Source organism: Cupriavidus sp. 05L411, assembly GCF_056398045.1.
This window is the reverse complement of the sequence record NZ_JBFTOQ010000003.1, coordinates 215,704-234,469: the sequence shown is the minus strand read 5'-3', so window position 1 is coordinate 234,469 and position 18,766 is coordinate 215,704. Positions and strand designations below refer to the sequence as shown.

Annotated in this window: 16 protein-coding genes; 7 read left to right on the top strand and 9 right to left on the bottom strand. The window is 67.2% G+C overall.

The annotated features are described in order from the left end of the window. Nucleotides 1-421: 421 nt before the first annotated feature. The 3 genes from AC1DQR_RS05025 to AC1DQR_RS05015 all read right to left on the bottom strand — a co-directional run bounded on the left by AC1DQR_RS05025 (nt 422) and on the right by AC1DQR_RS05015 (nt 3,196). Nucleotides 422-1,951 (bottom strand): ammonium transporter, encoded by a 1,530-nt coding sequence (locus AC1DQR_RS05025; RefSeq protein WP_477132632.1) that lies wholly within the window; start codon nt 1,949-1,951, stop codon nt 422-424. 31 nt (nt 1,952-1,982) lie between these two features. After that, nucleotides 1,983-2,321 carry a P-II family nitrogen regulator gene (locus AC1DQR_RS05020; RefSeq protein WP_006159494.1) on the bottom strand — a complete coding sequence of 113 codons (339 nt, stop codon included), beginning with the start codon at nt 2,319-2,321 and terminating at the stop codon, nt 1,983-1,985. Between the two features lie 65 nt (nt 2,322-2,386). After that, entirely contained in the window at nt 2,387-3,196 is an 810-nt protein-coding gene (locus AC1DQR_RS05015; protein WP_150989651.1) for a TorF family putative porin, read from the bottom strand. A gap of 378 nt (nt 3,197-3,574) precedes the next feature. On the opposite strand from AC1DQR_RS05015, the gene AC1DQR_RS05010 reads away from it, so the two are divergent. Both AC1DQR_RS05010 and AC1DQR_RS05005 read left to right on the top strand, forming a co-directional pair. Then, nucleotides 3,575-3,838 carry an accessory factor UbiK family protein gene (locus AC1DQR_RS05010; protein ID WP_043343307.1) on the top strand — a complete coding sequence of 88 codons (264 nt, stop codon included), beginning with the start codon at nt 3,575-3,577 and terminating at the stop codon, nt 3,836-3,838. A gap of 129 nt (nt 3,839-3,967) precedes the next feature. Beyond that, nucleotides 3,968-5,512, top strand: coding sequence for a YifB family Mg chelatase-like AAA ATPase (locus AC1DQR_RS05005; protein WP_477132631.1), 1,545 nt, complete (start codon nt 3,968-3,970; stop codon nt 5,510-5,512). A 291-nt stretch (nt 5,513-5,803) separates the two neighbouring features. On the opposite strand, the gene AC1DQR_RS05000 is transcribed toward AC1DQR_RS05005, so the two are convergent. Together AC1DQR_RS05000 and AC1DQR_RS04995 are read right to left on the bottom strand one after the other, a co-directional pair. Then, complete coding sequence (locus AC1DQR_RS05000) at nt 5,804-6,454, bottom strand: LysE family transporter (RefSeq protein ID WP_477132630.1); 651 nt, start codon at nt 6,452-6,454, stop codon at nt 5,804-5,806. A gap of 67 nt (nt 6,455-6,521) precedes the next feature. After that, nucleotides 6,522-7,130 (bottom strand): hypothetical protein, encoded by a 609-nt coding sequence (locus AC1DQR_RS04995; RefSeq protein ID WP_416047497.1) that lies wholly within the window; start codon nt 7,128-7,130, stop codon nt 6,522-6,524. Between the two features lie 102 nt (nt 7,131-7,232). Here AC1DQR_RS04995 and AC1DQR_RS04990 point away from each other — a divergent pair, with 102 nt between their 5' ends. The 3 genes from AC1DQR_RS04990 (at nt 7,233) to AC1DQR_RS04980 (ending at nt 10,749) form a co-directional block, all read left to right on the top strand. Further along, on the top strand, nt 7,233-7,736 hold the full coding sequence (locus AC1DQR_RS04990; RefSeq protein WP_416047496.1) for a thioredoxin domain-containing protein: 504 nt from the start codon (nt 7,233-7,235) through the stop codon (nt 7,734-7,736). A gap of 123 nt (nt 7,737-7,859) precedes the next feature. Continuing rightward, nucleotides 7,860-8,414: a TlpA disulfide reductase family protein gene (locus AC1DQR_RS04985; RefSeq protein ID WP_477132629.1), complete on the top strand. Its 555-nt coding sequence runs from the start codon at nt 7,860-7,862 to the stop codon at nt 8,412-8,414. A gap of 265 nt (nt 8,415-8,679) precedes the next feature. Further along, nucleotides 8,680-10,749, top strand: coding sequence for an ATP-dependent helicase (locus AC1DQR_RS04980; protein WP_477132658.1), 2,070 nt, complete (start codon nt 8,680-8,682; stop codon nt 10,747-10,749). Between the two features lie 22 nt (nt 10,750-10,771). On the opposite strand, the gene cmdF is transcribed toward AC1DQR_RS04980, so the two are convergent. From cmdF to AC1DQR_RS04960, 4 genes are all read right to left on the bottom strand, one after another. Then, nucleotides 10,772-12,406 (bottom strand): tyrosine 2,3-aminomutase, encoded by a 1,635-nt coding sequence (gene cmdF, locus AC1DQR_RS04975; RefSeq protein WP_416047494.1) that lies wholly within the window; start codon nt 12,404-12,406, stop codon nt 10,772-10,774. Between the two features lie 142 nt (nt 12,407-12,548). Continuing rightward, complete coding sequence (locus tag AC1DQR_RS04970) at nt 12,549-13,865, bottom strand: sigma-54-dependent transcriptional regulator (protein ID WP_043343292.1); 1,317 nt, start codon at nt 13,863-13,865, stop codon at nt 12,549-12,551. 8 nt (nt 13,866-13,873) lie between these two features. Next, complete coding sequence (locus AC1DQR_RS04965) at nt 13,874-15,859, bottom strand: sensor histidine kinase (protein WP_477132628.1); 1,986 nt, start codon at nt 15,857-15,859, stop codon at nt 13,874-13,876. A gap of 82 nt (nt 15,860-15,941) precedes the next feature. After that, on the bottom strand, nt 15,942-17,243 hold the full coding sequence (locus tag AC1DQR_RS04960; protein WP_477132657.1) for a dicarboxylate/amino acid:cation symporter: 1,302 nt from the start codon (nt 17,241-17,243) through the stop codon (nt 15,942-15,944). A 420-nt stretch (nt 17,244-17,663) separates the two neighbouring features. Here AC1DQR_RS04960 and AC1DQR_RS04955 point away from each other — a divergent pair, with 420 nt between their 5' ends. Continuing rightward, nucleotides 17,664-17,984, top strand: a complete 321-nt coding sequence (locus AC1DQR_RS04955) for a (2Fe-2S) ferredoxin domain-containing protein (RefSeq protein WP_267605322.1) — start codon at nt 17,664-17,666, stop codon at nt 17,982-17,984. Between the two features lie 90 nt (nt 17,985-18,074). Beyond that, nucleotides 18,075-18,719 carry an alpha/beta hydrolase gene (locus tag AC1DQR_RS04950; protein WP_416047492.1) on the top strand — a complete coding sequence of 215 codons (645 nt, stop codon included), beginning with the start codon at nt 18,075-18,077 and terminating at the stop codon, nt 18,717-18,719. The last annotated feature ends 47 nt before the right edge of the window (nt 18,720-18,766 follow it).

The window sequence follows — 18,766 nt, the reverse complement described above, 5'->3', positions numbered from 1 at the left end:
ATAAGCATATGCGAGCGCCGGCATAAGGGATAAGGGATACGGATATGGGGATGGGGGCCCGGAATAAAAGGGGGGGTCCTAAGAGGAATCCGAAGCACTTCCGGGCGGCCTGCCAGCAAGGCCGGGAGGCAAAAAAAAAGCGCGACCGGAGCCGCGCTTTCAAATGGCCTGACAGATACGGGGAGCGTTCTGCAGGTGGAGGAAACTGCCTCACTGGCACTGTATGTGCGCCCCCCCTCAAAAACAATTGAAGCTTTTTAAGATCGGATTTAAGCACTTTGCGAAAAAGCCGCCGGCTCCGCTTTCCGTCTGGCCCGGCCGCCCGCGGCGGACGCCTGAAATGAAAAAAGCCCGGCACAAGGCCGGGCGAAACTCCTGAGAGAAGATTCCCAATCAGCTCTCCAGCACAACACCTTTACGATCAGGCTTCATACGCGGTCTCGCCGTGCGAGGTGATGTCCAGGCCCTCGCGTTCTTCTTCTTCCGGCACCCGCAGGCCAATCAGCATATCCACCAGCTTGAAGGCGACGAAGGCCACCACACCCGACCACACGATGGTGGTGAGCACGCCTTCGAACTGGATCCACACCTGGCCCGCGATCGAATAATCGTCCGAGACCTTGTTGGCCACGTAGTCATAGATACCCGTGCCGCCCAGGCTCGGCGCGGCGAACACGCCGGTCAGCAGCGCACCCAGGATGCCGCCCACGCCGTGCACGCCGAAGACGTCGAGCGAGTCGTCCATGCCCAGCAGCTTCTTCAGGCCGGTTACGCCCCACAGGCACAGCAGGCCGGCGGCAATGCCGATCACGATCGAGCCCATCGGGCCAACGAAGCCGGCTGCCGGGGTGATGGCCACCAGGCCGGCCACTGCGCCCGAAGCGCCGCCCAGCATCGAGGGCTTGCCCTTGCTGATCCATTCGCCAAAGGTCCAGGACAGCACGGCGGCGCAGGTCGCCAGCAGGGTGTTGACGAAGGCCAGTGCGGCCGAGCCGTTGGCTTCCAGCGCAGAGCCGGCGTTGAAGCCGAACCAGCCGAACCACAGCAGCGAGGCGCCCACCATGGTGAAGGTCAGGCTGTGCGGACGCAGGGCCTCACGGCCAAAGCCGATCCGCTTGCCGAACATGAAGGCACCCACCAGGCCAGCCACGGCTGCGTTGATGTGCACCACCGTGCCGCCAGCGAAGTCGAGCGCGCCCTTCTGGAACAGCCAGCCGCCCTTGGCCGTAGCTGCCGCGCCGGCTGCCGCGTCGGTGTACAGGTCAGGACCAGGCCAGAACCAGACCATGTGGGCCATCGGGATGTACGAAAAGGTGAACCACAGCACCACGAAGACCAGCACCGCCGAAAACTTGGCGCGTTCAGCGAAAGCGCCGATGATCAGGCCGCAGGTAATGGCTGCGAAGGCGCACTGGAAGGCGAAGTAAGCCAGTTCCGGTACCACCACGCCCTTGGAGAAGGTGGCAGCCACGGCATCGACATTGAGCCCCTTCATGAAGAGCCGGTCGGTGCCGCCAAAGAAGGCATTACCCTCGGTGAAGGCAAAGCTGTAGCCGTAGATGGCCCACAGCAGCGACACCAGCGAGAAGATCACCAGGCACTGCATCAGCACCGACAGCATGTTCTTCGAGCGGACCAGGCCGCCGTAGAACAGCGCCAGGCCAGGCAGCGTCATCAGGATCACGAAGGCCGTAGAGACCAGCAGCCACGCGGTATCGCCCTTGTTTGGCACCGGTGCCGGCGCTGCGGCAGGGGCGGCAGCCTCTGCAGGCGCAGCTGCCGCTGCCGCTGCCGCGGAGGCAGTTGCAGGTGCGGCGGTGGCGGCCGGCGCGGAGGCTTCGGCCGCGGGCTTGTCCTGCGCCACGGCGTGGGTGGACAGGCCGATGCCGGCCGTGCCCAGGGCCAGCGCCATGGCGCCGGTTGTCAGGATGCGCTTGAACCAGGATTTCATTGTGATTAACCTCTTGTCGTTGGGCTGTGCGTCACAGCGCGTCGCCGCCGGTCTCGCCGGTGCGGATGCGGATGACCTGCTCGATCGGTGCGACAAAGATCTTGCCGTCGCCAATCTTGCCGGTGCGCGCCGATTTCTCGATCGCCTCGATGGCCCGGTCGACCACGTCGTCCGGGACGGCCACTTCGATCTTCACCTTGGGCAGGAAATCCACGATGTACTCCGCGCCCCGGTACAGCTCGGTATGGCCCTTCTGGCGGCCGAAGCCCTTGACTTCAGTCACGGTGATGCCGGACACGCCCACGTCCGAGAGCGCTTCGCGCACCTCGTCGAGCTTGAACGGCTTGATGACGGCGATGATCAGTTTCATCCGATTTCTCCTCTGAGCGGGACGGCCCGGCCTAGCGTCCGGCGCCCGCTCGACCTGATGCGTGTTTAGAAAGTCTTGGTGATCGAAGCCCAGGCGGTAGCCTTGCCGACGTAGCGGCCCGGTACATTGGTATAGGCCGATTTGTGCGCATTGGTGTCGATATAAGCGATCGCCAGCGCGAAGCCCTTGCCCAGGTCCTTGGTCAGCCCGAGCTTCCAGTCGGTGTAGGAGGCGCTGTTCACGTGCTTCACGTTCTGGTAGCCAACGTGGGCATTGAGCGTCAGGTCCCAGAAGTTCAGCGGCACATTGGCCGATAGGTCGGCGTAGTAGCTGTACTTGCTGTCAGCGAAGCCGAACAGGTTGGTCAGCGCCTGCGAATACTTGAAGAACACCGGGCCAGCGCCAGCGCCGACATACAGTTCCGTGGTGTATGGGCGGGTAAAGCCGTTCGGGTAATCGCCCGGGTAGTAGTACTGCAGCACGCCTGCGTCATAGTTCCACTCCAGGCCGGCCAGCGTCACCGTGTTCTTGAAGCCGCCATAGAAGTCCATCTCGATCGGTGCCGAGACTTTCGGATTGCTGTCGCCGAGCCAGCTGATGCTCGAGTTCCAGTTACCCACGTAGAAGCCGCTCGAATGCGAGTAGTCGAACCCGCCCTGGATGGCCGGGCGGCGGTTGGTCTGCATCAAGCCGCGATAGCGATACTCACTGGCCAGGGTCACGTTGGCGGTGAAGGTGTGCGGCGAAGCCTCGGCGGCGGCAGTGGCGTCGGTAGGCGCACCGCCCTCCTGCGCATTGCTCTGGGCGAAGGCGGCGGGGGCGAGCCCGCAAAGCACAACTGCACTGGCGCTGACTGCAAGGGCCAACTTCTTCATGGGTTTGTTCTCCTTTTCCTCTGGCTCGGTACTCGTGTGTTTGAAAGTAGTTTGTAAAACGAGGCTCCTGTCTCCATTACTGCAACTGCCGTGCCAGGATGGAACCGTGGCATGAGAAAATCATTTTGTGCGCAAAAAGACATCAGAATGGACGAAGCCGACTGTCTCCCAGCGAACTTACTGACGTTAAAAGGTGTTACCAGCCCGCGCTGGCGCTTTCCCGGGGACGCTTGAAGCGCGATAATCGGCCCATGCCGGCGGCAAGTGCCGTGCACGCACCGCGTTTGCCCGCACCCTGTCTCGGTGCACCGCGATGCAGCATGCCGAATCCCGCCCACCCAGTTATCCGCACCAGGACGGTGCAAAAGGAGAACCAGTATGAAACCCACCGATCTCTTCAACGATTTCCAGGCCAAGATCAGCGAAGCCCTGCGCAATTCGCCGGCCAAGGACATCGAAAAAAACGTTCGCAGCATGATGACGCAAGGGTTTTCCAAGCTCGACCTGGTCACCCGCGAGGAATTCGACGTCCAGTCGCAGGTGCTGGCGCGCACCCGCGCGCGCCTGGAGGAACTGGAAGCCCGCGTGCAGGCACTGGAAAGCCGCTCGGCAGGCGGTTCCGACACGCCTGTTTCGGGCTGAAACCCTTGCCGCGTCCCGTGTTTGCCCCAGGGGCCCGATGACCCCGGGCGCAGCCCTCGACCGCCAGAATGGCCGCCGTATTCCGGCGGCCATTTTCGTTAACACTTCCTTGATGCTTTTCGGAGTGAGATGAGCCTCGCCCTCCTGCGCAGCCGGGCGCTGACCGGACTCGAGGCACCGCTGGTGTCGGTCGAGGTGCACCTGGCCAACGGCCTGCCCGCCTTCAATATCGTCGGGTTGGCCGATACCGAAGTGCGCGAGAGCCGCGAGCGGGTGCGCGCGGCGATCCTCAACAGCCAGCTCGAGTTTCCCAGCCGGCGCATTACGGTAAATCTGGCGCCGGCCGACCTGCCCAAGGAGTCCGGGCGCTTCGACCTGCCGATCGCGCTTGGCATCCTGGCCGCAAGCGGGCAAATCCCGCTGGATGGCCTGGATGCCAGCGAGTTCGCCGGCGAGCTGTCGCTGTCCGGCGAATTGCGCCCCGTGCGCGGGGCACTGGCCATGGCCATGGGCCTGGGGCGCGACAACGCGGCACGGCAAGCCGCTGGGGAAGGCTCGGCGCGCAGCTTCGTGGTGGCGGCGGAAAACGCGCCCGAGGCGGCCCTGATCGACGGCGTCACGGTATATGCGGCGCGCTCCCTGCTGGAAGTCTGTGCTCACCTTGGCCCTCTGCCCGCGGACCGCCTGGCACGCGCGGAGCCGTTGGTGGAGATCGCCGGAGGCGACCCGGCCGGCCCGGACATGCGTGACGTGCGGGGACAGGCGCAAGCGCGCCGCGCCATGGAGATCGCGGCGGCGGGCCAGCATTCGGCCCTGCTCGTCGGTCCGCCCGGCACCGGCAAATCCATGCTGGCGCAGCGCTTTGCCAGCCTGTTGCCACCCATGACCCTGGACGAAGCACTGGAATCCGCCGCGGTGCAGAGCCTGACCGCCGCCGGCTTCCATCCCGCCCGCTGGCGTGAACGGCCCTACCGCTCGCCGCACCACACCGCGTCGGCGGCGGCGCTGGTGGGCGGTGGCAGCAATCCCCGGCCAGGCGAGATCTCGCTGGCCCACCAAGGTGTGTTGTTCCTGGATGAGTTGCCTGAATTTGACCGCAAGGTGCTGGAAGTGCTGCGCGAACCCCTGGAATCCGGCCGCGTCACCATCTCGCGCGCCATGCGGCAAGCCGACTTCCCGGCGCGCTTCCAGTTCATCGCCGCGATGAACCCCTGTCCTTGCGGCTATCAGGGGCACCCTTCCCGTCCTTGCCGTTGCACGCCGGACCAGGTGCTGCGCTACCAGTCCAGGCTGTCGGGACCGTTGCTCGACCGGATCGACCTGCAGGTGGAAGTGCCGGCGCAGGATCATCAGGAAATGCTCGACGGCCCGCCCGGAGAGCCCAGCGCCGACGTGCGCCAGCGGGTGCTGGCCGCCCGGGCCGTGCAGCAGGCCCGGCAGGGCAAGCCCAATGCCGCCCTGTCCGGTCGCGAGATCGACGAACACTGCCCGCTCGCGCCCGAGGCGCAGGCATTGCTGCGCGGCGCCATGGCCAAACTAGCCTGGTCGGCGCGCGCCTATTTCCGCGTATTGAAGATCGCCCGCACCATTGCCGACCTGGCGGGCGCCKAGCAATTGCAGCCGAGCCATGTGGGCGAGGCTATCCAGTACCGGCGCGCCTTGCGGACACCGTAGCCATTCACGCCCGGCGCGGTGGCACGGCCACAGGAGGCTCCGACGGCGGCGGGGGCTCCTCGATCGGAGGGAGGTCGGGCGGCACGCCAGGCGGCAGCGGATCTTCGGCCGGCGGCACGGTATGGGCCGGCTGCGCTTGCAATGGAGCCTGCTGGGGGGAAGAGCTTCGCATTGCTTGCCTCCGCTTGGGTCGTCTTCGTCTTACCTTATTGAAGCAAACGCACTCGTGGGAAGCCAGCGATAGATAGACATATGGACGGATCGGGCCGGCGCGGAGCCGGCCCCGAATCCTCAAGCCGGATGGCGCCTGACGAAGAACAACGCCGCGCCCACGGCCACCAGCACGCTGCCGAAGATCCGGTTCTGCCAGCGCACCGCGCGCGCATTGCGGAACAGGCCGCGCATGCGCGAGGCCAGCAGCGCGTAGCCATGCATCACCACCAGGTCCACGCCGCACATGGTCGCGGCCAGAATGGCAAGCTGGGGCCCCAACGCATGGGCCGGATCGATGAACTGCGGCAACACCGCCACCATGAAGATGATGCCCTTGGGGTTGGTCACATTGGTCAGCAAGCCCGTGGCAAAACGCCGGCGCGGGCTCAGCGCGGCCACGCGCGGCGCTTCCGCACCCGGCACGGCATCGTCCTGGCCGCCGTCCACCCGCGCGCGCCATTGCTGCACGCCGATATAGATCAGGTAGAGCGCACCAATCGTCTTGACCACGGCGAAGGCATGCTCGGAGGCCACCAGCAGCGCGCCCAGGCCACCGCCGGCCACCAGCAGGATGATGACCAGCCCGGTCTGCAAGCCGAAGATCGTGGTGGTGGTCTTGCGCAGGCCGTAAGACAGGCCATGGCTCATCGACAGCACCGCGCCGGAACCCGGCGACACGGCAATCACCCAACAGGCCGCGAAATAGGCCAGCCAAACATCCCAACGCATTACGTTACTCCTTGAAAATAAACTGTCTTGAATCTGCCTGGAGGCCTGGAAGCCTGGGGCGCCCAGGTCAGAACGGATGGAAGCCCGTCAGGAACTGGTCTATCTGTTCCGCCTGGCGCTGGTCGCGCGCGGCCTCTCCCGCCTCCAGCACGACCGCCTGGTAGACGTGCACGCCCGACGCCACCAGCCGCGCCGTCAGCCTGCGTGGCGACTGGTCCTGCGGCGATACCGCGGCCACCTGCACCTCCACGCCCTCGAGCGGCACGGCCGGCGATGCGGCCGACATCACCGTTACCTTGCGGGTCTTGACCGCTTCGGCGGGATGCGGCCCGAGGTTGCCGAGCAAGCCCTTTTGCATGGAATCCAGCGCCGCCTGCCGCAACTCGGCGTCATCGGCGGGCAAAGTCACGACGCCCACGGCGAACAAGGTCTCGTCGACCCGGGCCGCGTCCATCGTCATGGGCAGCTTGCGCCCGGCAATCGCCACCTCGCGCGCAGCGCCGGATGGCTTGCCGGGATAAAGCGCCGCGTAGGCGCCTTCGTTGGACTGGATGGTGCGCCAGTCATAGCGGGGCGAACAGGCGATCAGCCCGGCGCCGAGCGCGCCCAGGACGATGGCTTTGGCAAGCAGGGACTGCGGCAAGCGGAAGAACCGTGGAAACCAGGCGTGGGGCATCAGGGCGGCGAATGCGGAAATAAGCCGCTATTATCGTAGAACCCGCGTGCCAGCGCTCATCCACATTGCCCGCCAATGCAAACCCAGCCATCGATCCAGCCAATGCAGCCATCCCCCCGGGGTGTCTTTGGCACCGCACGCCGTACCGGCGCGGCGATGCTCGGCGCCATGCTGGTCGCGGCAAGCACGAGCGCCCTGGCCGCCACGGCCCACCTGCCCCCCGTCAACGATCTCGCCATCCAGGCCGCCGCTGCGGCGAGCCGGGGCGAGCCCCTGGTGGTGCTGGTGACACTGCCGGGCTGCGTGTACTGCGAAACGGTGCGCCGCAACTATCTCGGCCCGCAAGCCGCGGCGGGAGAAATCGAGGCGCGCGAGCTCGACATGACCGCCGACACGCCGCTGCGCAACGCCGATGGCAGCATGACCACCGCACGGGAATGGGCGCGCAGCCGCAATGTGGCGGTAGCGCCCACGGTGCTCTTCCTCGACGCGCGCGGCCGCTCCCTGGCCACGCCGCTGCGCGGCATGCAGCCCGATTTCTATGGCGCCTACCTTGAGCAGGCGCTGGACCAAGCCCGCTCGGCCTTGGCAAGCAAGGCGCATTGAGGCGCACGAAGGTGCACCCGACTGCGGCCAATCGTCGCATCCGCGGCGGCTCGGTGAATGCAGCCGGCAGCGCCTCGGCAGCGGCAGTAGAATAGTGGCTTGTCTGACCTGTCGGCGAGCATCATGACGACCTCCGCTTCCCCCACCGCACCCACCCCGGCAAGCACCGCCTCGCGCAAGCTGTGGCCTGTGATCGCCGCCGTGCTGCTGGTTGCCGTGCTGGGCTGGTTCGGCTATCGCGCCATCGCCCCCGCCAATGCGGCGCCGCCCGCCACGTTCACGCTGCTGTCCGGCGAAAAAGTCAGCACCGCCGATCTCAAGGGCAAGGTCTACCTGGTCAACTTCTGGGCCACCAGCTGCGTCACCTGCGTCAAGGAAATGCCGGACATGGTCCGCACCTATGACAAGTTCAAGGACAAGGGCCTGGAGTTCGTCGCCGTGGCAATGAGCTATGACCCGCCCATGTACGTGATGAACTATGCGCAAACGCGCAAGCTGCCGTTCAAGGTGGCGATGGATTCCGACGGCGCGGCCGCCAAGGCATTTGGCGAAGTGCAGCTGACCCCGACCACCTTCGTGATCGACAAGGACGGCCATATCCTCAAGCGCTATGTGGGCGAGCCCGAGTGGGACGCGCTGCACAAGCTGCTCGACGGCGCGCTCGCCAAGGCGGCTTGAGCCACTGCCTGGCCCACTGGCTGGCCCACCGCCTCCGCCCAGAAAGGTGCCTTCCATGGCACCTTCTTTTATTACCGGGCGCCGTCGCGCAATGCCCGGCTTGCGCAGCCCGGCTGTATGGATATACAGTTGCCAGCAGCTTTCCCCGCCCATGCTGGCCAGCGCACTTGCGCCCGGCATCCCCTAAGGCCCCCGCTTCGTGTTACTCGATCCCGATCCCAGCGCCGTGCTTTGCGACGCACCCGCCGTCAAGCAGCCCGATACCGTGGATGCCGCCGCTCCCGACACGCCGGCCTACCTGTCCACCCTGAACCCGGAACAGCGCGCGGCCGTGACGCACGAGCCCGCCGCGCCGCTGCTGATCATCGCCGGTGCCGGCTCGGGCAAGACCAACACGCTGGCGCACCGCGTTGCCCATCTGGTGCTGGGCGGCGCAGACCCGCGCCGCATCCTGCTGCTGACGTTCTCGCGCCGCGCGGCGTCGGAGATGGGGCGGCGGGTCGAGCGCATCGTCGACCAGGCGCTGGGCATGCAAGCCTCCGGGGCGGGGCGCGCGGCACTCACATGGTCCGGCACCTTCCACGCCATCGGCGCGCGCCTGCTGCGCGAGTACGCGGAAACGCTTGGCCTGTCGCCCAGCTTCACCATCTGCGATCGCGGCGACGCCGCCGACCTGATGAACGTGGTGCGGCACGACCTGGGCCTGTCGGCCCAGGCTTCGCGGTTCCCGCGCAAGGAAACCTGCCTGTCGATCTACTCGCGCGTGGTCAACACGCAGGCGCCGCTCGAAAACGTGCTCAAGCAATGGTTCCCGCGCTATGCCATGTGGACGGATGCGCTGCGCGGACTATTTGCCGGCTATGTGCAAGCCAAGCAAAAGCAGCACGTGCTCGACTACGACGACCTGCTGCTCTACTGGGCGCAGGCACTGGCCGAGCCCGCGCTGGCGCAGGACATGGGCGCGCGCTTCGACCACGTGCTGGTCGACGAATACCAGGACACCAATGCACTGCAGGCTGCCATCCTGCTTGCGCTCAAGCCCGACGGGCGCGGCCTGACGGTGGTGGGCGACGATGCCCAGTCGATCTACGCCTTCCGTGGCGCCACGGTGCGCAATATCCTCGATTTCCCCGCGCAGTTCACGCCGGCCGCGGACATGGTCACGCTGTCGCAGAACTACCGCTCCACCCAGCCCATCCTGGCCGCCGCCAACGCGGTGATCGGGCTGGCGGCCGAGCGCTATACCAAGGACCTGTGGTCGGAGCGCGGCTCGGCCGAGAAGCCGGAGATCGTGGTGGTCAACGACGAGGCGGACCAGGCCCGCTATGTGGTCGAGCAGATCCTCTCGCGGCGCGAGGCCGGACTGGCGCTGCTGTCGCAGGCGGTGCTGTTCCGCGCCGCCGACCACAGCGCGCAGCTGGAGATCGAGCTGGTCCGGCGCAACATCCCGTTCGTGAAATTCGGCGGCTTGAAGTTCCTGGAATCCACGCACGTGAAGGATGTGCTGGCGGTGGTGCGCTGGCTGGAAAATCCGCGCGACCGCATGGCAGGCTTCCGCAGCCTGCAGCTATTGCCGGGCGTGGGGCCCAAGACTGCCGCTCGCGTGCTCGATGCGGTGGAAATCGCCACCGAGCCGCTATTTGCCCTGGAGTCCTTTGAGGCGCCGCCGGCCGCCGCCGAGGCGTGGCCCGACCTGCTGGCGCTGGCGCGCAGCCTGATGGCCCCGGCCGCGCCGTGGCCCTCCGCCTTCGAGCAGGTGGTGGCGTGGTACCAGCCGCACCTTGAGCGCCTGCACGACGACGCGCCCGCGCGCGCTGCCGACCTGCAGCAACTGGAGCGTATCGCCGCCACCTACGCGTCGCGCGAGCGCTTCCTGACGGAACTCACGCTCGATCCGCCGGACGCATCGAGCGACGAATCCGGCGTGCCGCTGCGCGACGAGGATTACCTGATCCTGTCCACCATCCACTCGGCCAAGGGCCAGGAATGGAAAGCCGTCTATGTGCTCAATGCCGTCGATGGCTGCATGCCTTCGGACCTGGCCACCGGCACCACCGAGGAAATCGAGGAAGAGCGCCGGCTGCTATACGTCGCCATGACCCGCGCCCGCGACCACCTCGACATCGTGGTGCCTCAGCGGTTCTATGTGCACCAGCAGACCGCCTATGGCGACCGCCATGTCTACGCCTCGCGCACGCGCTTTCTGCCTAACCGCGTGATGCCGCTGTTCCACAGCCGGTCCTGGCCGCCGCCCCCACCGGTGGCGGACGCGCCGGCCAAGGCGCCGCTGCCCAGGCTCGACCTGGCCGGGCGCATGCGCGACATGTGGAAATGAGGCTGCGCGGCCAAGGCGCGTGTCAGTTGACCGCCGCGCCAGCCGCGCGCACCACCTCCACCAGCGCGCCGGCACGCAGTTGCGCGGCAATGGCCTCGATGTCGTCGGTCATGTAGCGATCCATCGCCAGGAACGGCACGCGTTCGCGCACAAAGGCAAAGACCGCGCTGCCCGCCGGCGACAGGCTTTCCACCGCGCCGGCCAGCTCGGCGGCCTGGCAGGCTGCGAGCAGTTCCACGGCGAGGATGTACTGGTTGTTGTCGATGATGCGGCGTGCATTGCGCGCGCCGATCAGGCCCATGCTCACCACGTCCTGGTTGTCGCCGTTGGACGGCACGCTCTGGATGCTGGCCGGGCTGCAGATGGTGCGGTTCTCCGCGATCAGCGCGGTGGCCGGATACTGCGCGCCGGCAAACCCGCAGCTCAGGCCCTCGTTGGCGGCCGCCAGGAAAGCCGGCAAGCCGTTATTCAGGTGCGGGCTGAGCAGGCGGTTGAGGCGGCGCTCCGACACCACGCCAAGCTGTGTGGCCGCGATGGCGAGGAAGTCCATGGCGAACGCGACTTGCTGGCCGTGGAAATTGCCGCCGTGGAACAGCTCGCCGTCGTCGAAGAACAGCGGATTGTCGTTGGACGAATTCAGCTCGCGCTCGACCACGGTGGCGCAGTGGCCCAGCGTGTCGCGCACCGCGCCCAGCACCTGCGGAATGCAGCGCAGCGTGTAGGCCTTTTGGATAAACACACCGGTGCCGGTGTTCTTCTCGTCGCCGGCGCGGGTCTTCATTTCCCCCGCCAGCTGGCCATGCCCTGAGAGGCGCGTGGAACCCGCCAGCAGCGCGCGCAGGTTGGCCGCCGATTGCACCTGGCCCGGATGCGGCTTGGCAATGTCGTGGCCGTGGGTCATGAAGGCGTCGGCCGAGGCGTTGAGCCCTTCCAGCGCCAGCGCCGCGATGATCTCGGCCTGCGTCACCTGGGCGCGCATGGTTTCCAGCAGCAGGCACGCCATGCCGGTCATGGCCGAGGTGCCGTTGATCAGGGCCAGCCCTTCCTTGTGGGACAGCTTGATCGGCTCGATGCCGTGCTCGCGCAATACCTGCGCGGTGGGTGCGGTGGTGCCGTCGGCCAGCAGCACCTTGCCTTCGCCGATCAGCGTGATGGCGATATGCGACAGCGGCGCGAGGTCGCCACTGGCGCCTAGCGAGCCCACCTGCGGCACGGCGGGCGTGATGCCCGCCTCGACATAACGCAGCAATTGCTCGATCACCAGCGGGCGTACCGCCGAATAGCCCCGCGCCAGCGCATTGGCGCGCGCAACCATCATCGCGCGCACCTCTTCGCGCCCGAACAGCGGGCCCACGCCGGCGCAGTGGCTGCGCAACAGGTTCTCCTGCAGGGCGCCGGCATGCTCGATATCCACCCAGTTATGCACCAGTTCGCCAAAGCCGGTGGACACGCCGTAGATGGGGATATTGGACGAGGCAAGTTCCTCGAAACGCGCACGCGCATCCGCCACATGGGCACGCGCAGCCGGGTCCAGGCTGGCCGGGCGACGGCCTTGCGCCACCTGCGCCAGCGCCGCGGCGGTGAGTTGCTGGCCATCGACCTCGACGGCCGTGCCGCCCAGGCGGCTGGATGCGTGCTGGCTGGATACCTCGTTCATTGCGTGTTCCGGGTGAGCTGTTCGGGCCCGCGAGTGTATCAAGAGATGTTGACACGAAGCGCGCAGCGGCCCGTTCGCCGGGAAATGCCAGGAAATGCCGGAAACACTGGAGGCGCTGGAAGCGCTGGAAGCGCTGGAAGCGCTACAGCCCGTAGCGCTTGATCTTGTCGTACAGCGTGGCCTTGCCCACCTGCAGCAGATCCGCCGCCTGGCTGACCGCGCCGCCGGTGCGCGCCAGCGTATCGGCGATGACGGCACGCTCGTAGTGCTCCATGCGCTCCTTGAGCGGCGTGGAGTCGTCAAGCGCATCGGCGCGCGTGCCGCCCTCGGGCACGCCCAGCACCAGGCGGTCGGCGGCATTGCGCAGCTCGCGCACATTGCCGGGCCATGCGCGCTGCATCAGCGCCTGGCGCTGCAGCTCGGAGAGGATGGGCACGGGGCGCTGGTAGCGCACCGCCGCCACCAGCATGAAATGCTCGAACAGCGCAACGATGTCCTCGCGCCGCTCGCGCAGCGGGGGCAACGGGATGGTGACCACGTTGAGCCGGTAGTACAAATCCTCACGGAACGTGCCTTGCGCCACCAGCGTCTCCATATCACCCTTGGCCGCGGCCACGATGCGCACGTCGATGGCGATGGAGGCATTGGAGCCAAGCCGCTCCAGCGTGCCCTCCTGCAGCACGCGCAGCAGCTTGACCTGCAGCGCCAGCGGCATGCTCTCGATCTCGTCGAGGAACAGCGTGCCTCCCGAGGCGTGCTCGAGCTTGCCCACGCGGCGCTTGCCGGCGCCGGTAAACGCGCCGGCCTCGTGGCCGAACATCTCGCTCTCGAAGATGGCCTCGGGCACCGCGCCGCAGTTCAGCGCGACAAAGGGCGCCTGGTGGCGCGGCGACAAAGCATGCAGGCTGCGCGCCACCAGTTCCTTGCCGGTGCCGGTCTCGCCGTTGATCATCACGGGGACGTCCGTGGCGGCCACGTTGGCCACCAGCGTGCGCACCTGCTCGATGGCCGGCGAGCGCCCGATGATGCGCGTGCCCGCGGCCGGGCCGGCCAGCTCGCGCCGCAACGCGCGGTTCTCCAGCTCCAGCGCGCGCCGCTCCAGCGCACGGCGCACGGTTTCGGTCAGGCGGTCGGCGCCAAAGGGCTTCTCGATAAAGTCATAGGCGCCTTCGCGCATGGCCTGTACCGCCATGGTGATATCGCCGTGGCCGGTGACCAGGATCACCGGCACGCCCGGCGCCGCATTGCGGCAGTGCTGCAGCAGGTCCAGCCCGCTGGCGCCGGTGAGGCGCACGTCCGTCACCAGCACGCCGGGAAACTCCGGCGACAGGTGCGGCATGGCGGCCTCGGCCGAGGGCAGCGCCAGCACGGAGAAGCCAGCCAGCTCCAGGCTCTGCGCGGTGGCCTGGCGTACCAGGGGTTCGTCTTCGACGAACAGGACACGCAATCCGTCTTGCATGGCAATGCTCACTCAGTATGGGTGGGAGAGATGGGAGTGGCGCCGGCGCGGGGCGCGGCGCCTTCGGGCGCGGGCGCGCGCCGCAGCATCACCACGAATTCCGCGCCGCCGCCGGGCCGGTCGGCCGCGCTCAGCTGCCCGCCGAACTCGCGCACGATGGACGACGAAATGGCCAGTCCCAGGCCGAGTCCCTGGCCGATCTCCTTGGTAGTGAAGAAGGGTTCGAACAATCGTGGCAAGGCGTCGGCCGCGATGCCGGTGCCATTGTCGCGCACCGCGATGCTGACCGTGCCGCCATGCTCGCTCACCGCGACTTCCACGCAGGGCGCGTGCGGCGCCGCGGTGGCCAGTGCATCGAGGGCGTTGCCGATCAGGTTGAGCAGCACCTGCTCGAGCTTGAGCTCATCGGCCCACACCGCCGGCCCGGGCGGCTGGGACAAGCCCTCCACCTTCAGCGCGACATGGGCCAGGCGCGGGGCCATCAGCGCCAGCACGTGGTCCAGCGCGGCGCGCACATGCACCGCGTGCCGTCGCTGGCGCGCCTTGCCGGCGAACAGCTTGAGCTGCCCGGTAATCTTGCCCATGCGGGTGGTGAGGTCGGCGATGGCGACGAGGTTGCCGGCGGCCGCATCGAGCTGCCCGCGCTCGAGCAGCACGCGGGTGTTGTCGGAAAACGTGCGCAGGGCCGCCAGCGGCTGGTTCAGCTCATGTGTGATGCCAGCTGCCATCTGGCCCAGCGCCGCCAGCTTGCTGGCCTGCACCAGTTCATCCTGCGCCGCGCGCAGCTCGCTCTCGGCGCGGGTGCGCTCCGCTACCTCGGCTTCCAGCTGCTCGTTGATGGCCATCAGGTCGGCGGTGCGCGCCTCCACCCGGCGCTCCAGCTCATCGTAGGCGGCTTCCAGCAGGCGCCTGCCATATTCGATATCGCGCGCGCGCTGCCGGCGCTGGCGCCAGTTGAACAGCAGCAGGCACATGCAGGCATAGGCCAGCGCCGCCCCGATGGTGGCATTGCGCGCGCTGGCCAGCACCGGGTCCAGCGCCGCCATCACCTGCATGGTCCAGTCGGCCGGGCCCACCTTGCGGCTGATCTCGAGGTAGCGCTCGGCGTTGCTGCCGGTTCCGATGCGCACCAGCCGCGCGCCCTCGCCCAGCACGGTCCGGCCGAGCCATTGCGTAACCGGAGATTGCAGCGCCTCCAGCGGCAGCGACCTGACCTCCTGGTCATGGTACTGGCGCGTGCGGTCCAGCTCGGTTTGCAGCTCGCTTGGCAGCGGCTGCAAGGTGCGGTACTGCCAGGCCGGCACCGAGGAAAGGAAGATCACGCCATGCTCGTCGCTCACCATCACCGGCTCGGCGCCGCCGGCGCCAGCGCGCTGGAACCACTCCAGGTTGAGCTTGACCACGGTCACGCCCACCACGCGCCCCGCCACCTTCACGGGCTGCGCAATGTAGTAGCCGGGCTCATCGCTGGTGATGCCGATGGCGTAGAAGCGCCCGATCTCCCCGCGCGATGCGCTCTGGAAGTAAGGGCGGAAGCGGTAGTCGGTGCCGACAAAGCTGCCCGGCTCGTCATGGTTGCTGGCGGCCAGCGCGAGGCCGCTGGCGGCAATGACGTAGGTGGCCGAAGCCCGCGCGCGGCGGTTGACTTCGGACAGGTAGCGGTTGGCCGCCGCCACGCGCACGGGATCGCCTGGCGCGGCCAGCAGGTCATGGACAAAGGGATGGAGCGAGACCAGCGCGGGCAGGAACTCGTAGCGGTCGAGCGTGCTTTCCAGCGTGGCCGCGTAACGATCGGCGCGGGTGGCCGTGGCTTGCTGCAGCCCGTCGATGCCGCGCTGCATGGAAACCAGCCAGGTCAGCGAGCACAGGACGACCAGGCCAACGGCGAGCGCCGCGGCAAAGCCCCGCCAGGTTCCGCCGCCATCGCCGGGCGCATGCACCAGGCGGGCGGAAGCGGGATCATGCACGGCGAGGAAATCGTCGGAATGTGGCATCGGCGCATGCGAAGGGACACGCGCCGATGATACCCGCTGGCGGGCGGCGCCGGCTGGCGCCGCCGCTCCGGAGGCCGGGACCTCAGCGGACGCCGGGGCCGGCTTCGGCAAGTTCGGCCGTTTCATCGCCGCCACGGCGCAGCGCGCGGTCAAGCTGCGCGCGGTCGAGTTCGTGCTCCCACGCCGACATGACCACCGTCGCCACACCATTGCCGATGATATTGGTCAGCGCGCGGCATTCGCTCATGAAGCGGTCGATGCCCAGGATCAGCACCATGCCCGCCACCGGAATGTCCGGCACCACCGCCAGCGTGGCGGCCAGCGTGATGAAGCCGGAGCCGGTCACGCCGCTGGCGCCCTTGGAGGTGATCATCGCCACGCCCAGGACGGTGAGCTGCTGCAGCAGCGTGAGCTCGATGCCGGTGGCCTGGGCGATRAASAGCRCSGCCAKGGTCATGTAGATGTTGGTGCCRTCCAGGTTGAASGAGTAACCSGTGGGSACCACCAGCCCCACCACCGATTTGGAGCAGCCGAGGTTTTCCAGCTTTTCCATCAGGTGCGGCAGCGCGGCTTCCGACGAGCTGGTGCCCAGCACGATCAGCAGTTCTTCCTTGATGTAGGCGATGAAGCGGAAGATGTTGAAGCCCGTCAGCCGCGCCACCGTGCCCAGCACCACCACCACGAAGACGATCGCGGTGAAGTAGAAGGTGCCGATCAGCTTGAGCAGCGGCACCAGCGAGCCCAGGCCGTACTTGCCAATGGTGAAGGCCATCGCGCCGAACGCGCCCAACGGGGCCACCTTGGTAATCACGTGCACGATGTGGAAGAACACCTTGGAGACCTGCTCGACGAAATCGAACACGATCTTCGAGCGGTCACCCATGGCCGCCAGCGCCGAGCCGAAGAGCAGCGAAATCAGCAGGATCTGAAGGATGTCGCCATTGGCGAACGCGCTGACCATCGTGTCCGGGATGATGTGCATGAAGAACTCGACCGTGCTCTGGCCATGCGCCTGCGTCACGTACTGCGAGATCGCCTTGGTGTCGAGCGTGGCCGGATCGATGTTGAAGCCCACGCCCGGCTTGAGCAGGTGCGCGGACAGCAGGCCGATCAGCAGCGCGAAAGTGGAGATCACCTCGAAGTACAGCAGCGCCTTGCCGCCGACCCGGCCCACCTTCTTCATGTCGCGCATGCCGGCGATACCGGACACCACGGTACAGAAGATGATCGGACCGATGATCATCTTGATCAGCTTGATGAAGCCATCCCCCAGCGGCTTCATGGCTACGCCCGTAGCAGGCCAGAAATGCCCGAGCACGATGCCCACCGCGATGGCGAACAGCACCTGCACGTACAGGATCTTGTAAAAGGGTTTCCTCATGATGTCGTCCTCGGTATTTGACCGTGCCCGCCGCCGCACAGCGGCAGGTTCGCGCGCCCTGCAAATGGAGCGCGTCTGCCTTAAGCATCGCAACCGCCGTGCCAGGCCGGCCGGTGTCGCCAAGTGACTGATTTCAAAAGGAAGCTGGCAAAGCGGACGACACCTCACTCCGATTTTCCGGAATTCCGGAATCCGGCCGTCCGGAGATCCGGACGATCCGGCCGGCGCGGGTGCGCGCTACGCCACCCGTGGCCGCGGCGCAGCACGCGCGACACACGCGCGGCATCGAAGCGGGTCGCCAAAGCGTCGAACCGCCCCCCATGACGCCGTATAATTCAGCCCTTCCACCTATTCCTGGCGGCCGGCGCGCGCCCCGGGCACACTTTGCCTCCTGCGTTGCCGCCGCCGATACGCCCACCACGCATGCGCAGCCACTACCAGCACCACGTTTTCTTCTGCCTCAACCAGCGCGAGGACGGCGGCGCCTGCTGCGGCGCGCATAACGCGCAGGCCATGCAGGAATACGCCAAGAAGCGCTGCAAGGCGCTTGGCATCTCCGGCGGCGAAGGCCGCGTGCGCATCAACAAGGCTGGCTGCCTGAACCGCTGTGAACTCGGGCCGGTGCTGGTGGTCTATCCCGAGGCCGTCTGGTACACCTTCGTCGACGAGCAGGACATCGACGAGATCATCGAGAGCCATCTGGTGGGCGGCAAGCCGGTCGAACGCCTGATGGTCGATCACTGATTGACCTCAGCCCCGGCCCCGGCTGAAACGCTGAATCACTGAAACCCGGGCGCCACGGCGCCAGAGCCAGCCACCCTGCATCCTGTTTCCATGAACGCGCATACCCAGGTACTTACCGTCGCCGGCCCCGTCGGCGCCATCGACGTTTCAGTCGACCTGCCCCAGGCCGGCGCCCCGCGCGGGCTCGCGCTGGTGGCCCACCCGCATCCGCTGTTCGGCGGCACCAAGGACAACAAGGTAGCGCAGACGCTGGCACGCAGTTTCGTGCAGCTTGGCTACGCCACCGTGCGCCCGAACTTCCGTGGCGTCGGCGGCACCGCCGGCAGCCATGACAACGGCGTGGGCGAGCAGGACGACCTGCTGGCTGTCATCGACTGGATGCGCACCCAGTCCGCGTGGTCGGCCGATGCCGCCACGCTGCCGCTGGCGCTGGCCGGCTTCTCGTTCGGCAGCTTCGTCGCAAGCCACGTCGCCAGGCGCCTGGCCGAGGCAGGCACGCCGGTGCAGCGGCTGGCCATGGTGGGCACCGCCGCCAGCCGCTGGGAAGTCGCCAACGTGCCGGCCGACACCATCGTCATCCACGGCGAGCAGGACGATACCGTGCCGCTGGCGAGCGTGTTCGACTGGGCCCGCCCGCAGGAACTGCCGGTGATCGTGATCCCCGGCGCCGACCACTTCTTTCACCGCAAGCTGCACCTGATCAAGCAGCTCGTCGTCAATGCGTGGGACCAGTGACGGGGGCGGCGCGCCGCCCCGCCATGTCACCGGATGCACTCCACGCC